The 19,476-nt window shown below is 67.2% G+C and carries 19 protein-coding genes; 14 read left to right on the top strand and 5 right to left on the bottom strand.

Features of this window, described 5'->3' with window-relative positions; translation table 11 throughout:
• Positions 1–3 precede the first annotated feature (3 nt).
• The 3 genes from ABZD10_RS01320 to ABZD10_RS01310 form a co-directional block, all read right to left on the bottom strand.
• Positions 4–1,581 (bottom strand): gamma-glutamyltransferase family protein, encoded by a 1,578-nt coding sequence (locus ABZD10_RS01320; protein WP_372884298.1) that lies wholly within the window; start codon positions 1,579–1,581, stop codon positions 4–6.
• Positions 1,582–1,648: 67 nt separating this feature from the next.
• Positions 1,649–2,098, bottom strand: coding sequence for an ATP-binding protein (locus tag ABZD10_RS01315; protein WP_372884297.1), 450 nt, complete (start codon positions 2,096–2,098; stop codon positions 1,649–1,651).
• Positions 2,099–2,147: 49 nt separating this feature from the next.
• Entirely contained in the window at positions 2,148–2,477 is a 330-nt protein-coding gene (locus ABZD10_RS01310; protein WP_372884296.1) for an STAS domain-containing protein, read from the bottom strand.
• 193 nt (positions 2,478–2,670) lie between these two features.
• Here ABZD10_RS01310 and ABZD10_RS01305 point away from each other — a divergent pair, with 193 nt between their 5' ends.
• The 4 genes from ABZD10_RS01305 to ABZD10_RS01290 all read left to right on the top strand — a co-directional run bounded on the left by ABZD10_RS01305 (position 2,671) and on the right by ABZD10_RS01290 (position 8,496).
• A complete protein-coding gene (locus ABZD10_RS01305; protein ID WP_372884295.1) occupies positions 2,671–3,843 on the top strand; it encodes an acetyl-CoA C-acyltransferase in 1,173 nt (390 codons plus the stop codon).
• 81 nt (positions 3,844–3,924) lie between these two features.
• Positions 3,925–4,401, top strand: a complete 477-nt coding sequence (locus ABZD10_RS01300) for a GAF domain-containing protein (protein WP_372884314.1) — start codon at positions 3,925–3,927, stop codon at positions 4,399–4,401.
• 179 nt (positions 4,402–4,580) lie between these two features.
• Positions 4,581–5,855, top strand: coding sequence for a diaminopimelate decarboxylase (gene lysA / locus ABZD10_RS01295; protein WP_372884294.1), 1,275 nt, complete (start codon positions 4,581–4,583; stop codon positions 5,853–5,855).
• A 58-nt stretch (positions 5,856–5,913) separates the two neighbouring features.
• The gene (locus ABZD10_RS01290; RefSeq protein ID WP_372884293.1) at positions 5,914–8,496 is read left to right on the top strand and encodes a DUF4175 domain-containing protein; all 2,583 of its coding nucleotides are present in this window, start codon (positions 5,914–5,916) and stop codon (positions 8,494–8,496) included.
• Between the two features lie 92 nt (positions 8,497–8,588).
• On the opposite strand, the gene ABZD10_RS01285 is transcribed toward ABZD10_RS01290, so the two are convergent.
• Positions 8,589–9,698: a zinc-ribbon domain-containing protein gene (locus ABZD10_RS01285; RefSeq protein ID WP_372884292.1), complete on the bottom strand. Its 1,110-nt coding sequence runs from the start codon at positions 9,696–9,698 to the stop codon at positions 8,589–8,591.
• Positions 9,699–9,828: 130 nt separating this feature from the next.
• On the opposite strand from ABZD10_RS01285, the gene ABZD10_RS01280 reads away from it, so the two are divergent.
• From ABZD10_RS01280 to ABZD10_RS01270, 3 genes are read left to right on the top strand one after another with little or no spacing between them, the layout of a single operon-like run.
• Positions 9,829–10,506, top strand: coding sequence for a cell division ATP-binding protein FtsE (locus tag ABZD10_RS01280; RefSeq protein WP_372884291.1), 678 nt, complete (start codon positions 9,829–9,831; stop codon positions 10,504–10,506).
• Entirely contained in the window at positions 10,503–11,408 is a 906-nt protein-coding gene (locus ABZD10_RS01275; protein WP_372884290.1) for a cell division protein FtsX, read from the top strand. The genes ABZD10_RS01280 and ABZD10_RS01275 overlap by 4 nt, the downstream gene beginning before the upstream one ends.
• Entirely contained in the window at positions 11,408–12,148 is a 741-nt protein-coding gene (locus tag ABZD10_RS01270) for a lysophospholipid acyltransferase family protein (RefSeq protein WP_372884289.1), read from the top strand. The genes ABZD10_RS01275 and ABZD10_RS01270 overlap by 1 nt, the downstream gene beginning before the upstream one ends.
• Before the next feature lie 51 nt (positions 12,149–12,199).
• On the opposite strand, the gene ABZD10_RS01265 is transcribed toward ABZD10_RS01270, so the two are convergent.
• Positions 12,200–12,799, bottom strand: coding sequence for a TlpA disulfide reductase family protein (locus ABZD10_RS01265; protein WP_372884288.1), 600 nt, complete (start codon positions 12,797–12,799; stop codon positions 12,200–12,202).
• 28 nt (positions 12,800–12,827) lie between these two features.
• On the opposite strand from ABZD10_RS01265, the gene argH reads away from it, so the two are divergent.
• The 7 genes from argH to ABZD10_RS01230 all read left to right on the top strand — a co-directional run.
• Complete coding sequence (gene argH / locus ABZD10_RS01260; RefSeq protein WP_372884287.1) at positions 12,828–14,216, top strand: argininosuccinate lyase; 1,389 nt, start codon at positions 12,828–12,830, stop codon at positions 14,214–14,216.
• Positions 14,217–14,274: 58 nt separating this feature from the next.
• Positions 14,275–14,400 carry a hypothetical protein gene (locus tag ABZD10_RS01255; protein WP_372884286.1) on the top strand — a complete coding sequence of 42 codons (126 nt, stop codon included), beginning with the start codon at positions 14,275–14,277 and terminating at the stop codon, positions 14,398–14,400.
• 58 nt (positions 14,401–14,458) lie between these two features.
• The gene (locus tag ABZD10_RS01250) at positions 14,459–14,776 is read left to right on the top strand and encodes a DUF2834 domain-containing protein (protein WP_372884285.1); all 318 of its coding nucleotides are present in this window, start codon (positions 14,459–14,461) and stop codon (positions 14,774–14,776) included.
• 256 nt (positions 14,777–15,032) lie between these two features.
• Positions 15,033–15,605: a helix-turn-helix domain-containing protein gene (locus ABZD10_RS01245; RefSeq protein ID WP_372884284.1), complete on the top strand. Its 573-nt coding sequence runs from the start codon at positions 15,033–15,035 to the stop codon at positions 15,603–15,605.
• Between the two features lie 59 nt (positions 15,606–15,664).
• Entirely contained in the window at positions 15,665–18,115 is a 2,451-nt protein-coding gene (locus ABZD10_RS01240) for an FAD-dependent oxidoreductase (protein ID WP_372884283.1), read from the top strand.
• Positions 18,116–18,299: 184 nt separating this feature from the next.
• Positions 18,300–19,286: a GlxA family transcriptional regulator gene (locus ABZD10_RS01235; protein ID WP_372884282.1), complete on the top strand. Its 987-nt coding sequence runs from the start codon at positions 18,300–18,302 to the stop codon at positions 19,284–19,286.
• Between the two features lie 97 nt (positions 19,287–19,383).
• A partial coding sequence (locus tag ABZD10_RS01230) for an FAD-dependent oxidoreductase (protein WP_372884313.1) occupies positions 19,384–19,476 on the top strand: 93 nt, incomplete at its 3' end.

Raw genomic sequence — 19,476 nt, 5'->3', positions numbered from 1 at the left:
GGGTCAGTATCCTGTTGCGCAACCGTCTTTTCGGGGATCGGACGCGCCTTCGAGCACGCCCGAGGGGTGAATGCGGATCGCCTGCGCGCCGCCGATCGGCGCCTCGGGGGTCTCGATCCTGTGACCCAGCGCGGCAAGCTCGCGCCGCACCGAGGCATCATAGCCGCGTTCCAGTTTCAGAACGCCGTCGAAGGCAAAGGCGCGGGGCGCGTCGATGGCGGCCTGTGGCTCCATGCCGAAATCGGCGATGTTGGACAGCAGCCGGGCATGGCCGTTGGGCTGGTAGGCGCCGCCCATCACGCCAAAGGGCATCACGACCCGCCCCTCTTGGCGCAGCATGCCGGGAATGATCGTATGCAGGGGGCGCTTGCCGCCGGCCAGTTCGTTGGCATGGCCGGGTTCCAGCGTGAAGCCGGCGCCCCGGTTGTGCAGCAGGATGCCGAATTTCTCCGAGGCGATGCCCGATCCGAAGCCGTGGAAGATCGAATAGATCAGCGACACCGCCATGCGGTCGCGGTCGACGACGCAGATATAGACCGTGTCCTTGTGCACGGTCGCCTCCTGCCGCGAGGCGGCGGGCAGGGCGCGGTTCGGGTCGATCCGCGCGGCCAGCCGGTCGGCGGTTTCAGGGGCCAGCATGTGGTCAAGGCGGCGGGTGTGGTCGGGGTCGGCAAGGATGCGGTCGCGCGCCTCATAGGCCAGCTTGGCCGCCTCGGCCTCGATATGGGTGCGCCGGGTTCCGAAAGGCTCCATCGCCGCGATATCGAAGCGGTCCAGGATGTTGAGCATCAAAAGTGCCGTCGCGCCCTGCCCGTTGGGCGGGTGTTCGACCAGTTCCCGGCCCTTGTAACGGCCCGAGATCGGGTCGGTGTCCTGGCCCCGGGTGGCGGCAAAATCGGCGGCGTCATGGGCCCCCCCGAGGGTCCGCAGCGTGGCCAGCATGTCCTCGGCCACCTCGCCCTCGTAAAAGGCGTCGCGCCCGCGGGCCGCGATGCGGCGCAGCACCTCGGCCTGGCCCGGGGCGCGGAAAACCTCTCCGGTCCTCAGCGGCCGGTCGTCGCGAAGATAGTGGCGCCGCGCCGCGCCCTGCAAAAGGTGGCTGCCCGCCGCATAGTCAAAGGCGACGCGGGGCGCCACCGGCACCCCGGACTCGGCGTAATGGATTGCCGGTTGCAGGACCGCGTCCAGCCCCAGCCTGCCGAAGCGCTCGGATAGCCGGCAAAAGCCGTCGACAGCGCCGGGAATGGTCACTGCCTCGGCGCTGTAGAGATCGACCCGGTCATGGCCGCGCGCGCGCAGCTCAGCCGCCGAGGCCGCCGCCGGTGCCCGCCCCGAGCCGTTGAAGCCCAGCACCGCGTCGCTGCCGGCCGGCGACACAAGGGCAAAGCAAACGCCGCCAAGCCCGGTGCTTTGCGGTTCGCAGATGCCCAGCAGAACCGCGCCGGCGATCGCCGCGTCCATGGCGTTGCCGCCCCGTTTCAGGACCTCTATCGCGGTCAGCGCCGCAAGCGGGTGCGACGTGGCGCAGAGCCCGTTGTCGGCAAATACGGCCGAGCGTCCCGGCAAGTGGAAATCCCGCATCCATCCCTCGCGCTTTCCCCGATGGTCGTGCCGACACTAGGGGCTTGCCCCGGCTTTGCCAATCCTTTCAGCCGGGGCCGGACGCGGCATGCGGGATCAGGAAACCGAGCCGGTTCTGACCGGAGCGGCGGGAATATTCGATGGCCGAGGCCAAGAGCCGGATCATCGCCCAGCCGAACCCGCCTTCGGGCAATTCGGCCAGTTCCGCGTCGACGGCGGGCAGGCGACGCTGCGGCAGCAGCCCGTCCGGCATCGGCCGACCGGGGTCGCAGATCAGGAAGTGCCAGCCCGCGTCGCCCTTTCTGGCGCGGATTTCGACCCAGAGGCAGGCCTGCCCGTGCAGCGCGTGTTCCACGACGTTGTTCAGCGCCTCGGCAAGCACGATCTCGGCGCGGCCCCGGAAGTCGCGATCCGCGCCCGCCGACGCCAGCCGATCGACGACATGCGCCAGCGCCAGTCTGACGCCCGCCTGCGTGCCGCGCGCCCGGATCTTGAAGCAGCTTGGATCAGATGACATGGCGACCGGTCCCGGTTGAAGAAAATGCGCTTGGGTGTTGCGTGCCAACCTATCGTGCAAGGGCCTCTCCCAATGTGGTGTGAATGCGGAACACCGTGTCCATGCGGGTCAGGCGGAACACCCGGTCGACGTTCTCGTTGAGACAGGCAAGGTCCAGCGGCCGGTCCTTGCCGAGCAGCTTCATCGCCGCGACCACCGCGCCGAGGCCGCTGGAATCGATGAAATCCACCTGCGCCAGGTCAAGCACCACGCGGCCGCACGCGGCCTCGGTCTCGGCGCGGATGCCGTCCTTGAACTGCAGCGCCACGGCGGCGTCGATGCGGCTTTCGTTGACGGTCACCACCAGGGTGCCGTCCTGCGACCTGCTGCTGAGATTCATCCTTCGGCTCCTCTTCGCTGCCCTGCCGGGTCAGCCTAGGGCGCAAAGGTTACCAACCGGTATCTGCGGCCCCGTATTTGCCCGGGATGGACCCGATGCGGATGACGGGTGACAATGGTCTTGAAACACCCGTGCAACAATTGCGGCGCAGATCATGCGCCCAGACGGGTCATATTCTCTAGGGGAGACGGAAATGAAGACAGTTGTGATTGCGGGTGCGTCGCGCACGCCGATGGGCGGATTCCAGGGGGCCTTCAGCGGGGTGACCGCAGCGACCCTGGGCGGCGCGGCGATCCGCGCGGCGCTTGCCGATGCCGGCGCGCAGACCGTCGACGAAGTGGTGATGGGCTGTGTGCTGCCCGCCGGCCAGGGGCAGGCCCCGGCGCGCCAGGCCGGATTTGCTGGCGGCCTGGGCGAAGAGGTGCCGGCGACGACGCTGAACAAGATGTGCGGCTCGGGCATGAAGGCGGCGATGGTCGGGTTCGACCAGATCGCGCTGGGCAATGCCGAGGTGATGATCGCCGGTGGCATGGAAAGCATGACCGAGGCGCCCTATATCCTGCCCGCCATGCGCGGCGGTGCCCGCATCGGTCATCAGCAGGTGCAGGATCACATGTTCCTCGACGGTCTGGAAGATGCCTATGACAAGGGCCGCCTGATGGGCACCTTTGCCGAGGATTGCGCCGAAAGCTTCCAGTTCACCCGCGAAGCCCAGGACGAATACGCGCTGAAATCGCTGTCCAATGCGCTCGAGGCACAGAAATCGGGCGCCTTCGAAGGCGAGATCGCTCCGGTGACGCTGTCGGGCCGCAGGGGCGAGGTGGTCGTCGGCGAAGACGAGCAGCCGGGCAATGCCCGCCCCGAGAAAATCCCGCAGCTGAAGCCGGCCTTCCGCAAGGATGGCACGGTGACGGCGGCCAATTCCTCGTCGATCTCCGACGGCGCGGCGGCGCTGGTGCTGGCCTCGCAGGAGGCGGCCGAGGCACGCGGGCTGAACATCCGCGCCCGCATTGTCGGCCATGCCAGCCATGCCCAGGCCCCGGGGCTGTTCACCACCGCGCCGGTGCCGGCGGCGCAGAAGCTGCTGGAGCGCATCGGCTGGAAGAAGGAGGATGTCGACCTCTGGGAAGTGAACGAGGCCTTTGCCGTGGTGCCGATGGCCTTCATGCACGAGATGGGGCTGTCGCGCGACATCGTCAACGTCAACGGCGGCGCCTGTGCGCTGGGCCATCCGATCGGCGCCTCGGGGGCGCGGATCATGGTCACGCTGCTCAATGCGCTGGAAAAACGCGGCTTGAAACGCGGTGTCGCGGCGATCTGCATCGGCGGCGGCGAGGGCACCGCGATCGCCATCGAGCGCGACTGAGCAAGGCGCGACCTCCTCGGGATGAATTGACCTTGACGGTCGCAGGGGACAGAAATGTCCCTGAACCATCCCGAGGACCCGATGACCATCGACTATCCCCGACTTGCCCGCTCGATCGCGGCCCTGACCGAAGGTGAAACCGACTGCGTGGCGCTGATGGCGACGCTGGCCTGCGAGATCCACCATGCCGACGATCGGTTCGACTGGACCGGCTTTTACCGCGTTGTGGCGCCGGAACTCTTGAAGATCGGCCCCTATCAGGGCGGGCACGGCTGCCTGGTGATCCCGTTTTCGCGCGGGGTCTGCGGCGCGGCGGCGCGCAGCGGCGAGATCCAGCTGGTGGCCGATGTCGAGGCCTTTGCCGATCACATCGCCTGTTCCAGCAGCACCCGCTCGGAACTGGTGATTCCGGTGCGCAACGGTGCCGGAGTGCTGCTGGGGGTCTTCGACATCGACAGCGATTTGCCCGATGCCTTCGGCCCCGAGGATGCGCGTCAGATCGACGCCATCCTGACCTCGGTCTTCCGCGACGTGCCGGCCGGCCATCGCGAGGCGTAACGGCGGCACCGATGAAACCCGGTGCGCCTGCGGCGCGCAGGCGGTCTCGGATACGGGCCTCTGGCCCGCCTCCTCGGGGGCCTCCGGCGGGAGTATTTGGGCAAAGGTGAAGCCTGGGTTGTTGCCTGAGCCAGACGGGCTGGCTATGACGGGCGGGAATTTGGCGGAAAGGGCCGGGCATGGATCATTTTCTTTATCGTGACGGGGCGCTGTTCGCCGAGGACGTGCCCGTGGCCGAGATCGCCGCCAGCGTCGGCACGCCGTTCTACTGTTATTCGACGGCGACGCTGGAGCGTCATTTCCGCCTGTTCGACGAGGCGCTGGAGGGTATCGACCACCTTGTCTGCTATGCGATGAAGGCGGCCAGCAACCAGGCGATCCTGAAGACCCTGGCGGCGCTGGGGGCGGGGATGGACGTGGTTTCGGGCGGCGAATACGCCCGCGCGCTTGCCGCCGGCGTGCCCGGCGAGCGGATCGTGTTTTCCGGGGTCGGCAAGACCGCCGAGGAAATCCGCGCCGCGCTGCTGGGCGGCATCCGCCAGTTCAACGTCGAATCCGAGCCCGAGATGGCGGCGATCAACGCGGTGGCGCTGGAGCTGGGGCAGGTGGCGCCGATCACGGTGCGGGTCAACCCCGATGTCGATGCCCGGACCCATGCCAAGATCGCCACCGGGAAATCCGAGAACAAGTTCGGCATCCCGATCAGCCGCGCGCGCGAGGTCTATGCCCATGCGGCGCGCCTGCCGGGGCTGAAGGTGGTCGGGATCGACGTTCATATCGGCAGCCAGCTGACCGAGCTCGAGCCTTTCCGGCTGGCCTATGAGAAAGTGGCGCAGCTGACCGAAGAGCTGCGCGCCGACGGTCACGAGATCAGCCGGCTGGACCTTGGCGGCGGCCTCGGCATTCCCTATGAGCGGTCGAACGCGGCGCCGCCCCTGCCGACCGAATACGGGGCGCTGATCAAGGAGGTGCTGGGCCATCTCGGCTGCGAGATCGAGATCGAGCCCGGGCGGCTGATCGCCGGCAATGCCGGGATCATGGTGTCGAAGGTGATCTACGTCAAAGAGGGCGAGGACCGCGCCTTCATGATCGTCGACGGGGCGATGAACGATCTCATCCGCCCGGCGATGTACGAGGCCCATCACGACATCGTCGCGGTGATCGAGCCGGCGCCGGGCAGCGAGCCGGCGCGCTATGACGTGGTCGGGCCGGTCTGCGAAAGCGGCGACACTTTCGCCAAGGGGCGGGTGATGCCGCCGGTGGCCGCCGGTGATCTCATCGCCTTTCGCAGTGCCGGCGCCTATGGGGCGGTGATGGCCAGCGAGTATAATTCGCGCCCGCTGATCCCCGAAGTGCTGGTCCGGGGCGATCAATTCGCGGTTATCCGCCGACGCCCGAGCTTGGAAGAGATGATAAACCGCGATAGCCTTCCCGGGTGGCTGACCGGGGACTGAGCCCGGCCGGCCGGAACCGGCGCCGCCCTGGCACCCCGGCGCCACTTTGGGAGCGGCAATGGCGACACCCAAGCATAGCCCTGCGCGGGGATCGAGACGATTGCGGCGGGTTCTGGCGCTGACCTGGCTCGGCCTTCTGGCCGAGGCGCTGACGCGCGGCTTCTGGCCGCTGTGGTCGCTGGCGATCCTTGTGGTATCGGCGCTGATGCTGGGGCTTCACGACCTGCTGGGCCTCGAAGCGCTGTGGCTTTCGGCCCTTGGCATCGCGGCGGCGGCGCTCTGGGCGCTCTGCTACGGGCTGGTCCGGTTTTCCTGGCCCGCGCGCGAGGATGCCTTCCGCCGGCTTGACGCCACCCTGCCCGGACGCCCCTTGGCGGCGCTGCGCGACCGGCCGGCGATGGGGGCGGGTGATGCCGGGACCGAGACCCTGTGGCGCGCGCATCAGGCGCGTATGGCGGCGCAGGCGGCCCTGGCGCGGGCGCCCGAGCCGGATTTGCGCCTGGCCCGGTTCGACCCTTTCGGGCTGCGCCATCTGGCGTTGCTGGCCCTGATGGTGGCCCTGCTTTTCGGGTCTCTGTCGCGGGTCGGCAGTGTTGCCGGCATGGCTGGTGGCGGCGATCAAGCGCCCCTGTCCGGGCCGAGCTGGGAGGGCTGGCTCGAGCCGCCGAGCTATACCGGAAAACCCTCGCTCTACCTTGCGGATCTTGCCGAGGGGGTGGTGCCCCTGCCGGAAGGCAGCCGGGTGGTGATCCGGCTTTACGGCGACATAGGCGCGCTGACGGTGGCAGAGACCCTGTCGGGGCGGGTCGAGAACCTGCCCAGCGCCGCGGCGCCGGAACAGGAATTCACCCTGCTGCGTTCGGGCCGGCTGGCGATCGAGGGCCCGGGCGGGGGGGCCTGGCAGATCGAGATGCAGCCGGACCGGGCGCCAATGATTGCGGTTGCCGGCGCGGCTGCGGTCTCGGATCGCGGCGAGATGAGCCTGCCCTTCGAGGTGCGCGATGACTATGCGGTGCGCGGCGGAACGGCGCGCATCACGCTGGACCTTGCGGCGGTGCCCCGGCGCTATGGGCTGGCGGTGGCGCCGGAACCGATGGCGCCGGTCGACCTGCCGCTGCCGCTGCCGATCACCGGCGACCGCAGCCGCTTCGAAGAGGCGCTGATCGAGGATTTCTCGGCCCATGTCTGGGCCCATCTGCCGGTGACGGTGCGGCTGGAGGTCGAGGATGCCGCCGGGCAGGAGGGGAGCGTCAGCCTGAAGCTTGCGGCGCTTCCGGCGCGGCGCTTCTTCGATCCGCTGGCGGCGGCGGTCATCGAACTGCGCCGCGATCTGTTGTGGTCGCGGGCCAACGCGCCCCGGGTGGTCCAGCTGATGCGGGCCCTGTCGCATCAGCCCGACAGCGGCCTGTTCCCGGACGAGGCCTCGTATCTGCGCTACCGCACCGTCCTGCGGCGGCTTGGGTCCATGCTGCGGCAGGACAGTTTCGGCCCCGAGCAGCGCGACGAGATCACAGCGGCGATGTGGGAACTGGCGCTGATGCTGGAAGAGGGCGATCTGGAGGATGTCTTCGCGCGCATGGAACGCGCGCGCGACCGGCTGGCCGAGGCGATGAAGAACGGCGCCAGTGACGCCGAAATCGCCCAGCTGATGCAGGAACTGCGCGAGGCGACCGAGGATTACCTGCGCGAGCTGGCGCGGCGGCAGAACCAGCCGGGTGAAGAGGGGGCCGAGGGCGACAGGCAGATGGCCGAGGGCGCCATGCAGCTAGGCCAGGACGATCTTCAGCGGATGATGGACCGCATTCAGGAGCTGATGGAACAGGGGCGCATGGCCGAGGCGATGCGCGCCCTCGAGGAGTTCCAGCGCCTGATCGAGAACATGCGCGTCGCCGAGGGCGCCGGCGAAGGTGAGCCGAGCCCCGGCGAACAGGCGCTGCAGGATCTATCGGACACGCTGCGCGAGCAGCAGGGCCTGTCGGACGATGCCTTCCGCCAGTTGCAGGAGCAGTTCAACCCCGATGCCAATCGCGGCGGCTCGCGGCGCAACGAAGGCTATAGCGGCGGCGAAGGGCGCGGTCAGGCGCATGACGGCACCGGGGATGGTCAGGGCGACGGTCAGGGCCAAGGCCGCGCGGGCCAGAGCGGGCAGGACGCCGGCGACGGCAGCCTGGCCGACCGCCAGGAGGCGCTGCGGCGGCGCGTGGAGTCCCTGCGCCAGCAGCTGCCCGGGCGCGGCACCGAGGACGGCAACGCCACCGAGGGCGCGCTGGACCGGGCCGGCGAGGCGATGGAGGAGGCCGAAGAGGCCCTGCGCGGCGACCGGCTGGACGAGGCGCTCGAGCAACAGGCGCAGGCGATGGACGCCCTGCGCGACGGGCTGCGCAGCCTCGCCGAGACGATGGCCCAGCAGGGCGAAGGGCAGGACGGGCGCGATCAGGCCGGGCGTCGTGGCATGGCCGATCCGCTGGGGCGCACCCCGGGCGCGCGCGGGCCGGCCGGCAGCGAGGCCGATCTGTTGCAGGGCGAGGATGTCTATCGCCAGGCCCGGCGGCTGCTGGACGAAATCCGCCGCCGTGCCGGGGAAGACCGCCGCCCCGAGGACGAGCGCAGCTATCTTCGGCGCCTGCTCGATCGGTTCTGACCGGGGGGCTCTGGTTTCGGATTGGCGCGGACCAGGGCGGCGAAGGGGCCTTGGCCCCTGTCCCGTTCGGCTTCTGATTTCCCGTCGGGCCCCTAGGACGACCCGGCGCCGGTCTTGGCGTTCAGCCACAGCATGGCGTCGGTCACACGCGTGTCGAGCCAGACCCTGAGGGCGTTCATCTGTTCCATGAACCGGTCCATATAGGGCTCGGAGGCGGGCCAGGCCGCCGTGATGTCCTGATTGTAGACATAGGCGAGGATGACCAGCGCGGCGACCAGCAGGGAGACCCCGAAGCCCAGCCGGAAGCCGCTGCGGCGGCTGGCGCGGCTCGAGATGGCCAGAACATCGCCCTCGGCGGCGCTGCGGCCCTCGGTCGAGCGCAGGGTCGAATTGATCTCTTCGATGTCGGGCAGGAGGTTGCGGCGCGAGGAATTGTCGTCGAAGTCGGCAAGCGGATCCTCGGCCGGATCCTCGGCGGGGGGGGCTTCGGGTTCCGTATCGGGCAGACCGCGGATGCGGCGCATGCGCGAGCGGGCTTCGTCGGCGCGCCGGCTGGCGCCGTCGTCGGGGGTGTCGAGGCCCAGTTCGCTTTGCGTCTCGAGAAGGTCCCGGGCCTCGGCCTCGCGGACCTGTGCCTCGTATTCGGCCTCCTGGCGCAGCACGTCTGCGACCGAGGCGTCGATGCTGCGGCGCGCCGGCGCCGAAGGCGGTGGCGTGAAATCGTCGTCGGTGTCGTCTTCGTCGGAATCCAAGTCCGCCTCGTCAGGGCGATCGCGGATGATGTCGGGATGCCCGGTGTCGCCGGCCGCCGCATCGGCGGTCTCTGCTGCGGGCGCAGTGCTCTGGCGGGGGCTTTCGGCGGCGCGCCCGCGCGCGCGCGGCGGCTGCGGCGCGTCGCCCTCATCGTCGAACACCGGATCGGGCGGCTGGACTTCGCCGGTGGCCGCCGCGTTCGGATCATCGGCGATGTCGCCGGACAGCGCGTCGAGCTCTGCCTCTGGCGACCATCCCTCATCGGCCAGGGAAGCGCCGGTCTCCTGGGCCAGATCGGCATCGTTGTCGGGATGCAGCTGGAACCAGGTATGGCCGCAATTCGAACATTGGACATCACGCCCGTCCTGCGGAATGACCTCCGCTGGCACCTCGTATTGTGCGCCGCAATTCGGGCAGCTCAGCCGCATCTTGGTCCCCTGCTTGTCCATTGTCCCATGGTCCTGGCGGGCAGCATATGGCCTAACTTTCGCATGTGAAAGACAAAAGCCGTGTCGCGGTGCATTGAAACCGCGCCGATGCTCAGGCACAACAGGGCCTGACACGCAAGAGGGTGGCGGTTTGATCGAACTTGAAAACATGGCCTACAGCTATGGCGGAGGCGAGCTGCTGAGCGACATCTCGCTGAAGCTGTCGCCGGGGTCGTTCCACTTCCTGACCGGGCCGTCGGGGGCGGGCAAGACCACCTTTCTGAAACTCTGTTACGGGGCGTTGGTGCCGACCTCGGGCGAGGTGCGGCTGTTCGGCCAGGAGGTGCGCGAGATGAGCCGCGACGACCATGCGCTGACCCGGCGCCGGATCGGCGTGGTGCATCAGGACTGCCAGTTTCTCGACCATCTGCCCATGGCCGACAATGTCGCCCTGCCGCTGACCGTGTCGGGGCGCGACAATCTCGATCACCTCTCGGACCTGAAGGAACTGCTGAGCTGGGTCGGGCTCAGCAAGCGCGCCGAGGCGCTGCCGCCGACCCTGTCGGGCGGTGAGCGCCAGCGCGCGGCGCTGGCGCGGGCGGTCATCATGTCGCCGGACGTGGTGCTGGCCGACGAGCCGACCGGCAATGTCGACTGGGACATGTCGCAGCGCCTGCTGCGCCTGCTGATCGAGCTTAACCGCATGGGCAAGACGATCATGATCGCCACCCACGACCTGAACCTGATCCGCGCCGCCAAGAACCAGGTGCAGGCGCGGGTGCTGCGCATCGCCGGGCGCAAGCTGCAACTGGCCGGGGCCGACCTGTGAGCGGGCTGGGCCAGAGGCTGACCGCGCTGGTCACCGGCGACGCCCAGGCCGACCGGGTGGTGCCGCCCTCGGGGGTCACGGCGCGGCTGACCGGCTTTGCCGCCGCGGCGATGGCCTTTCTCACCGTTTTCGCGCTGGCTTTGTCGCTGGCCTCGGGTCGGCTGGCGGCGCGCTGGGGCGACGAGCTGGCGCATAGTTCCACCCTGCGCATCTCGGCCCCGGCCGGGCAGATGGCCGAACAGACCGCCCGCGCCCTGCGGGTGCTGGAAACCACACCGGGGATCGCCTCGGCCCGCGCCCTGACGCACGAGGAACAGCGGGCCCTGCTGGCGCCCTGGTTCGGGCCCGACCTGCCGATCGAGACCCTGCCGGTGCCGCAGCTGATCGAGATTGCCGAGACCGAGACCGGATATGACGCCACCGGCCTGCGCCTGCGGCTGCGGGCCGAGGTGCCGGGCGCGGTGCTGGACGATCACGTGCGCTGGCGCAAACCCCTGGAAAGGGCGGCCGCGCGCCTGCGCCTTCTGGGCTGGCTGTCGATCCTGCTGATCTCGGCCGCTACGGCGGCGATGATCACCCTTGCCGCGCAGGCGGCGCTGGCGGCCAATGCGCAGGTGATCGCCGTGCTGCGTCTGGTCGGGGCGCAGGATGCCTATATCGCCCGCGCCTTCGTGCGCCGTTTCACCCTGCGTGCCCTTGGCGGGGCGGCGCTGGGCACGGCCCTGGGCATGGCGGCGGTGTTGCTGCTGCCGGCGGCCCAGCCCGAGGGCGGGTTCCTGACCGGGCTCGGCTTTCGTGGGGTCGACTGGGTCTGGCCCGTGCTGATCCCGCCGCTGGCGGCGCTTGTTGCCTATCTTGCCACTGGCGCCGCCGCGCGCCGAACCCTGTCGGAGCTGAGCTGATGTCCTATGCCATTCAATGGGTGCGATCGCTGGTCTTCAATACGCAGATGTATGTGGCGTTGCTGGTGATCGGTGTCCTGTTCTTCCCCTGGGCCCTGGTCAGCCGGACCGGCGCGCTGATGGCCTGCAAGAGCTATTGCGTCTGGGTATGCTGGACGGCGGGATGGATGGTCAACCTCAAGACCGAAGTGCGTGGCACACCGCCCGAGGGCGCGGTGATGATCGCCGCCAAGCACCAGTCGTTTCTTGATATCCTGATGATCTTCAAGGCAGTTCCTGCGGGAAGATTCATCATGAAACGTGAATTGCTCTGGGCGCCGGTGGTTGGCCAATACGGGCTGCGCATCGGCTGCGTGCCGGTCAATCGCGGCAAACGCGGTGCGGCGATCAAGAAGATGTTGGCCGATGTCGCCTCGGGGGCGCAGCGTCCCGGCCAGCTGATCATCTATTCGCAGGGCACCCGCGTCGCGCCGGGGGCCAAGAAACCCTACAAGCCCGGCACCTTTGCGCTTTACCGCCAGCTCGGACAGACCTGTGTACCGGTGGCCACCAACGTCGGCGTGTTCTGGCCGCGTCATGGGGTCTATCGCAAGCCGGGAACGGCGGTGGTCGAGTTTCTCGAACCGATCGCCGCCGGCTGCGAACAGGACGACTTCATGACCCGGCTGGAACGCGAGGTGGAAAGCCGCTCCAACGCGCTGATGCGCGAAGCCGGCTTCGATCCGGACGGGCAGGGCTGAGCTGATCCGGCGGCGGGCGCCGTCAGACAGGGCCCGATTGCGGGGCGCGGGTCACGAGGTCGGCGCGCCGATCACATGCCGCAGGATCGCCAGCGCCGAGGCGCCGGACCAGTCGGCATCGCCGGTCATGCGGGCGATCTCGCGACCTTGGCGGTCGATCAGCACCGAGGCCGGCAGGCCCAGCACCGCCATGTCACGGGCGATTTCCTGTTTCGGGTCGCGATGCAGGGGCAGGTTGTCGACGCCGATCTCGGCGAAGAAGGCCTGCATCGCCGGCAGCGGGTTGCGCCCGGTGGCGATGGTCACGACCTGGAAATCCTCTCCGCCCAGCCGGCGCTGCAACTCGGCCAGCATCGGCATTTCCTTGCGGCAGGGCGCGCACCAGGTGGCCCAGAAGTTCACCAGCACGACCTTGCCCCGGTAGTCGGCCAGAGTGCCGCTGCCGTCTTCGATGGTGACGAAGCTCTGCGATGAGATCGCGCGCGGTTCGGAATGGAAACTCAGCTTCTTCATGTCGCCTTCGCGCAATGCGGCTGCGGCGCTCATGTCGGGGGCGGTGCCCTGGCTGGCGGGGTCGCGCAGGGCCACAAAGACGACAGCTGCAATTGCACAGGCGGCGAGGGCCATGTAAACCAGCGCGGACTTCGACATTGTTTTTTTCCCCTCCGAAGGGCAGATCATGACCAAAGATACCTCGAACCAGATGTGGGGCGGCCGTTTTGCCGCCGGGCCGGATGCGATCATGGAGGCTATCAATGCCTCGATCGGGTTCGATCAGCGGATGGCGGCTCAGGACATTGCCGGCTCGAGGGCCCATGCGGCGATGCTCGCCAAATCGGGCATCGTCACTGATAGCGATGCCGAGGCCATTCGGGAAGGGCTGCTCGCGGTCTTGTCAGAGATCGAGAGTGGAAATTTTCAGTTTTCCACCGCGCTGGAAGACATTCACATGAACGTCGAGGCACGGCTGAAGGAAATCATCGGCGAGCCGGCCGGGCGTCTGCACACGGGGCGGTCGCGCAACGATCAGGTGGCGACCGATTTCAAGCTTTGGGTGCGTGACCAGATGGACGCCGCCATTACCGGCATCGAGGCGCTGATCGCGGCGCTCTTGGATCAGGCCGAGGCGGGCGCCGACTGGGTGATGCCGGGCTTTACCCATCTGCAAACCGCGCAGCCGGTGACCTGGGGCCACCATATGATGGCCTATGTCGAGATGTTCGGCCGCGACCGCAGCCGTTTTCAGGATGCGCGCCGGCGGATGAACGAATCGCCGCTCGGTGCTGCGGCGCTGGCGGGCACGTCTTTCCCGATCGACCGCGACATGACCGCCACGGCGCTGGGCTTCGACCGGCCTGCCGCGAACTCGCTGGATGCGGTGTCGGACCGCGATTTCGCGCTCGAGTTTCTGGCCGCCGCCAGCATCTGTGCCATGCACCTCAGCCGCTTTGCCGAAGAACTGGTGATCTGGTCCTCGGCGCAGTTCCGTTTCGTCGCCCTGTCGGATCGTTTCTCGACCGGCTCGTCGATCATGCCGCAGAAGAAGAACCCCGACGCGGCCGAGCTGATCCGGGCCAAGATCGGCCGCATCTTCGGTGCCAACACCGCGCTGCTGATGGTGATGAAGGGCCTGCCGCTGGCCTATTCCAAGGACATGCAGGAAGACAAGGAACAGGTCTTTGACGCCGCCGACAACCTGATGCTGGCCTTGGCCGCGATGGAGGGCATGGTCAAGGACATGAGCGCCAATCGCGACAGTCTCGAGGCGGCGGCGGGCTCGGGCTTCTCGACCGCCACCGATCTGGCCGACTGGCTGGTGCGGGCGCTGAACATGCCGTTCCGCGACGCGCATCACGTGACCGGATCGCTGGTGGCCATGGCCGAGGCCCGTGGGTGTGATTTGCCGGATCTGTCGCTGGAAGACATGCAGTCGGTGCATGGCGCCATCACCGCCGAGGTCTTCGACGTGCTGGGCGTGCACAATTCGGTGGCCTCGCGGGTTTCCTATGGCGGCACCGCCCCGGTGCGGGTGCGCGAACAGGTGGCGCGCTGGAAGGCAGAGCTGTAAGCTCGAACCAGAGCGGCGGCCCCGGCTCTTGCGGGCGCCCCGGCGAAGGAGGAAGGCGATGCGTGCACTGGTGGCGGTATTGGGATTGATCTGGCTGGCCGCCTGCGGCGCCGACGGTGCGCCGGTGACGCCGACGCAGGGGGCGCATGTCGTCCCGGCGCTGGCGCTGGGCGCCGCCGAGTGAGGCGACAGGGCGCCGGGCGGGGCCGTCTGCGGGTGGCCGGAACAGGGGAGAAACAGCCATGTCACCGTTGCGCATGATCTATCTCGGGCTGGCGATCTGGGGCGCGGTGCACCCCATGACGTTTCTTGCCCCGGCGCTGCTGGAGACCGGATTCGACTGGCGGGCGGTTCTGCAAGCCTGGCGCGCCAACGATCTGGTCAGCGGGCTGTTCTGGGATCTGCTGATCGCCTCGGTCACGCTGACGCTGTGGATTCTGGCCGAGGTCGCGGTGCGCCGGAACTGGCTGGCGCTGATCGCGATTCCGGTGACTTTCGGCATTGGCCTTGGTTGCGGCCTGCCGCTCTATCTCTTCCTGCGATCGCGCCCCGTCACCTAGGTCCGTCACTTGGGATGGGCGCCCGGTCGGCCGCCCGGTTTTCCTGACAGAAGCGATGCCCCGGCATGGGGATGCGAAGCGGTGCGCTTGACAGGGCGCCCCCTGACACGCTGCGCGGGGCGGCCCGCGCGCGGGTTGCCGGGACCGGCGGGTCTTTCGCGCCGGTATCCGTTTCGTGAAAAATTTCTTGAAAATTTCATAAACGGATGGCAGCGTGAAATTTGAAAGAGAAATTTCACGAAAAAAGAGTCGCCCGATGATGCACCAGACACCCCAGGACACGGCCACGCTTGGCGCCGACCTCCGCGCCCTGCGCAAGTCGCGCGGCCTGACCCTGACCGAGATGGCGCAGCGTCTCGGGCGTTCGGTCGGCTGGCTGAGCCAGGTCGAGCGCGACAAGTCCGAGCCGTCGATTTCAGACCTGCGCGGGATCGCGCACTGCCTCGGCGTGCCGATGTCGCTTCTCTTCGGCCATGCCAACGCACCCGCCGACGAGCAGGGCTATGTCGTGCGCGCCGGTGCGCGGCGGCCGATGGGGTCGGGCGAGGAAGGGCTGATCGAGGAACTGCTGTCGCCCGATCTCACGGATGATTTCGAGATGGTGCATTCCACCTTTCGGCCCCGCTCGGCGATGCAGGTGCCGGCGCAGCGGCCGACTCAGGAGGTCGGCTACATCATTTCAGGGCGCCTTGATCTGACCATTGGCGACCGCGCCTTCACCGTCGGCGCCGGCGACAGTTTCCGCTTTCGCGGGGAACGCTATCGCTGGGCCAACCCCTATGATGAGCCCTGCGTCGCGATCTGGGTGATCGCACCGCCGGTCTATTGAGACACCCGGGCCAAGAAATCGCGGTCCGCGTGCCGCAAACAGACGTATGGGAGTGATTGATGTCTGATTTTCCAACCAAGGCCCGCGTGGTCATCATCGGCGGCGGCGTTGTCGGGGCCTCGACCCTGTACCACCTGGCCAAGAAGGGCTGGCGCGACTGCGTTCTCCTGGAAAAGAACGAATTGACCGCCGGCTCCACCTGGCACGCGGCAGGCAATGTGCCGACCTTTTCGACCTCATGGGCGATCATGAACATGCAGCGCTATTCGACCGAGCTTTACGCGCGGCTTGGCGATGAAGTCGATTATCCGATGAACTACCACCAGACCGGGTCAATCCGTCTGGCCCATACCAAGGAGCGCATGCAGGAGTTCGAGCGCGCCTGTTCCATGGGTCGCTATCAGGGTATCGAGATGGAGATCTGGACCCCCGAGCAGGCCAAGGCGCGTTATCCGTTTCTTGAGACCCATGACCTGGCCGGGGTGCTGTGGGATCCGTCGGATGGCGATATCGACCCGGCGCAGCTGACCCAGGCGCTGGCCAAGGGTGCGCGCGACATGGGACAAAAAATCCTTCGCTTCTGCCCCGCCACCGGCGTCACCCAGAAAGAAGATGACAGCTGGATCGTGCATACCGACAAGGGCGACATCGCATGTGACTATGTGGTCAATGCCGCCGGTTACTATGCGCAGCGGGTCGGCGAATGGTTCAAGCCCTATGGCGGGCGCACGGTGCCGATGATGGTGATGAGCCACCAGTATCTGCTGACCGAGCAGATCCCCGAGATCGAAGCCTGGACCAAGGAACACGGCAAGAAGCTGCCGCTGATCCGAGATGTCGACGTGTCCTACTATCTTCGTCAGGAAAAGAACGGCTACAACCTCGGCCCCTACGAGCCCAACTGCAAGGGCCACTGGATGACCGAAGACGACGTCATGCCGGAAGACTTCAGCTTTCAGCTGTGGAACGACGATCTCGACCGGATCGAGGACATCGTCGCCGACGCGATGGAGCGGGTGCCGCTGATGCAAAGCTCGGGCGTGTCCAGCGTCATCAACGGGCCCATCCCCTATGCTCCGGACGGTTTGCCGCTGATGGGGCCGATGCCCGGCGTCAGGAATGCCTTCGAGGCCTGTGTCTTCACCTTCGGCATCGCTCAGGGTGGCGGCGCCGGAAAGGTGATGGCCGAATGGATCGTCGATGGCGCCACCGAATGGGACATGTGGGCGGTCGATCCGCGCCGCTACACCGACTACACCGATCAGACCTATTGCGACCAGAAGGGCATGGAGGTCTACGGCAACGAATACGCCATGCACTTTCCGCACCACGAATGGCCCGCAGCCCGCGACAAGAAACTGTCGCCGGTTCATGCCAAGGTCAAGGAACTGGGCGGTGTCATGGGCGCTTACAACGGCTGGGAACGCGCCAATTGGTTCGCTCAGGATGGTGATGACACCTCGGAACAGGCGACCCACACCTGGGGCCGGTCCGGCCCATGGGAGAGCCGGGTCAAGGAAGAGTGCGAAGCCGTGCGTGACGGTGTCGGCGTGCTCGACCTGCCGGGCTTCTCGCGGTTCTTCGTCAAGGGTGACGGCGCCGCTGAAGCATTGCGCGGGTTGATCACCGGCGGCCTGCCCAAGATCGGCCGGATCAACCTGGTTTACATCTCGGACAACCGGGGCCGCATCCTGACCGAGATGTCCTGTATGCGTCTGGGCGAAGACGACTTCGTCATGATCACCGCAGCGACCGCCCAATGGCATGACCGCGATATTCTGGTCAAGGCAATGCCATCGACGGTGACGGTCGAAGACGTGACCACCACCCGCGACACGCTGATCGTCACCGGCCCGAAATCGCGCGATCTGCTGGCAGGGCTGAGCGGCGATGCCGACCTCGGTGCCGGCTGGCTGACCCATCAGGCGGCGACCGTGGCGGGCAAGCCTGCGCATCTGGTGCGGGTGTCCTTCGCAGGCGAGCTGGGCTGGGAAGTGCACGCTCTGAACGAAGACATGCCCGCGATCTATGAGGCGATCCTGGAGGGCGGCGCCAAACCTTTCGGCATGTATGCGCTGAACTCCATGCGTCTGGAAAAAGGCTATCGCGCCTGGAAAGGCGATCTGTCGACCGACTATTCGCTGCTCGAAGGTGGGCTGGGCCGCTTTGTCAAACTGGACAAGTCGCAGGACTTCCCGGGCAAGGCCGCGATCCAGAACGAAATGCAGCAGGGCGTGAAGAAATCCTTCGTTACCCTGCTGGTCGATGCCGGCGAATCCGATGCGCCCTATATGTCCTGCATCTGGAAAGATGGCGAGATCATCGGTGAAACCACCTCGGGGGGGTGGGGCTATCGGGTCGGCGCCTCGATCGCGCTCGGCATGGTGCGCGCCGAGCACGCCATGCCGGGCACCGCGCTCGAGGTCGAGATCTACGGTGAGAAATACCGCGCCGTGGTGCAGGAAGACCAGCCGCTCTGGGATCCGGAAAACCTGCGTCTGAGAGCCTGAATCAAAGGCCCCGGGTCATGCCCGGGGCGGTTGCCCCCTCGGTGTAACGCGCCCCGCACCTGATCCGGGGCCCCCGATTGGAAAGCGCGATGACCCATGATCTGCCCCACGCGATGCAAGGCGCAAACCCCACCGGCCAAAGCGCGCTCGCACCTCTGACCCGGTGTCGCAACCGGCGGCCGAAATGACCGCGCGGAGGCGTCAATGCGCCCGTGACGACAGCCCCCGCAACTGGCAGTTCGACATCCTTCTGGCGGATGATTTCGTTCTGACCGAGCTGGCCGGGGTTGTCGATGTCCTGATGATCGCCAACCGGGTCAGCGCGCATCCGGTCTTCGAATGGCGATACCTGTCGGTGAATGGTGGCTATGTCAAAAGCCGCACCGGGGCCTATGTCGAAACCCGGCAGCCGCCCGACCGTCCCGAGGCGGATTACCTGTTTGCCCTCGGCTGTTCCGACCCAGACAGCCCGGCCCTGTCACTGGGGCGCCATGTCCAGGCCTATACCTACCGCAATGCCCAGGTGTTTCTTCTCGCCGAGGCGGCCAGCCGCTATATCAGCGAACACGGCGACCGCCACAACGCGCTGACCACGCATTGGGAGAACAGCGTTCTCTTGCGCGAGCGTCAGGGCGTGTTCGATGCCGGGAGCGCGCTTGCGGTGCAGGATGGGCCGATCGTGACCTGCGCCGGCATGAGCTCGGCCATCGACATCACGCTGGCGCTGATCGGGCGCCACGTGTCCTCGGCCATCAAGATGACCGTCGCCGACATCATGCTGCATGAAAAGATACGCGATTTCTCGACCCAGCAGCCCTTTTCGGGCCTGCGCGGCACCAATACCGGCGACCCCGAGCTGGACCGCTGCATCGAGTTGATGAGCAGCAACATCGAAGAGCCGCTGCCGATCAACGAACTGGTGCGCATCCTCGGCATGTCGAACCGTTCGCTGGAACGCAAGTTCCGCACCCTGCTCGACACCACCCCCAACACCTATTACCGCGAACTGCGTCTGGCCAAGGCCAACAACCTCTTGCTCAACACCACGATGAGCGTGCAGGACGTCGGCTTTGCCTGCGGGTTCGGCAGCGGCTTCAGCGGCCTTTACAAGAGCTTTTTCGGGATCACCCCGCTGGCGATGCGCAAGGAACGCCGCCGCGTGCCGGGATGACGGCGGTGTTTCCGCCGTATCCCGTGACGTTTTTGACAGGTTATCTGCCGGCGCGAACTGGCAGAGTTGGCACGACTCGAAATGGTTGGAGAAACTGATGGCTGATCTTCCCCAAAAGGCCCGCGTGGTCATTATCGGTGGCGGCGTCATAGGCTGTTCCGTGGCCTATCACCTGACGAAACTCGGCTGG

Source organism: Shimia sp., assembly GCF_041624275.1.
Lineage (GTDB): Bacteria > Pseudomonadota > Alphaproteobacteria > Rhodobacterales > Rhodobacteraceae > Shimia.
The sequence above is the reverse complement of the archived record's forward strand: the minus strand, read 5'-3'. Positions and strand labels throughout refer to the sequence as shown.

What these genes read in the sequence shown, in the direction of transcription:
- ABZD10_RS01320 (WP_372884298.1), bottom strand. Translation starts at nt 1,581, where the DNA reads ATGCGGGATTTCCACTTGCCGGGACGCTCGGCCGTATTTGCCGACAAC.
- ABZD10_RS01315 (WP_372884297.1), bottom strand. Translation starts at nt 2,098, where the DNA reads ATGTCATCTGATCCAAGCTGCTTCAAGATCCGGGCGCGCGGCACGCAG.
- ABZD10_RS01310 (WP_372884296.1), bottom strand. Translation starts at nt 2,477, where the DNA reads ATGAATCTCAGCAGCAGGTCGCAGGACGGCACCCTGGTGGTGACCGTC.
- ABZD10_RS01305 (WP_372884295.1), top strand. Translation starts at nt 2,671, where the DNA reads ATGAAGACAGTTGTGATTGCGGGTGCGTCGCGCACGCCGATGGGCGGA.
- ABZD10_RS01300 (WP_372884314.1), top strand. Translation starts at nt 3,925, where the DNA reads ATGACCATCGACTATCCCCGACTTGCCCGCTCGATCGCGGCCCTGACC.
- lysA (WP_372884294.1), top strand. Translation starts at nt 4,581, where the DNA reads ATGGATCATTTTCTTTATCGTGACGGGGCGCTGTTCGCCGAGGACGTG.
- ABZD10_RS01290 (WP_372884293.1), top strand. Translation starts at nt 5,914, where the DNA reads ATGGCGACACCCAAGCATAGCCCTGCGCGGGGATCGAGACGATTGCGG.
- ABZD10_RS01285 (WP_372884292.1), bottom strand. Translation starts at nt 9,698, where the DNA reads ATGGACAAGCAGGGGACCAAGATGCGGCTGAGCTGCCCGAATTGCGGC.
- ABZD10_RS01270 (WP_372884289.1), top strand. Translation starts at nt 11,408, where the DNA reads ATGTCCTATGCCATTCAATGGGTGCGATCGCTGGTCTTCAATACGCAG.
- ABZD10_RS01265 (WP_372884288.1), bottom strand. Translation starts at nt 12,799, where the DNA reads ATGTCGAAGTCCGCGCTGGTTTACATGGCCCTCGCCGCCTGTGCAATT.
- argH (WP_372884287.1), top strand. Translation starts at nt 12,828, where the DNA reads ATGACCAAAGATACCTCGAACCAGATGTGGGGCGGCCGTTTTGCCGCC.
- ABZD10_RS01255 (WP_372884286.1), top strand. Translation starts at nt 14,275, where the DNA reads ATGCGTGCACTGGTGGCGGTATTGGGATTGATCTGGCTGGCCGCCTGC.
- ABZD10_RS01250 (WP_372884285.1), top strand. Translation starts at nt 14,459, where the DNA reads ATGTCACCGTTGCGCATGATCTATCTCGGGCTGGCGATCTGGGGCGCG.
- ABZD10_RS01245 (WP_372884284.1), top strand. Translation starts at nt 15,033, where the DNA reads ATGATGCACCAGACACCCCAGGACACGGCCACGCTTGGCGCCGACCTC.
- ABZD10_RS01240 (WP_372884283.1), top strand. Translation starts at nt 15,665, where the DNA reads ATGTCTGATTTTCCAACCAAGGCCCGCGTGGTCATCATCGGCGGCGGC.
- ABZD10_RS01235 (WP_372884282.1), top strand. Translation starts at nt 18,300, where the DNA reads ATGACCGCGCGGAGGCGTCAATGCGCCCGTGACGACAGCCCCCGCAAC.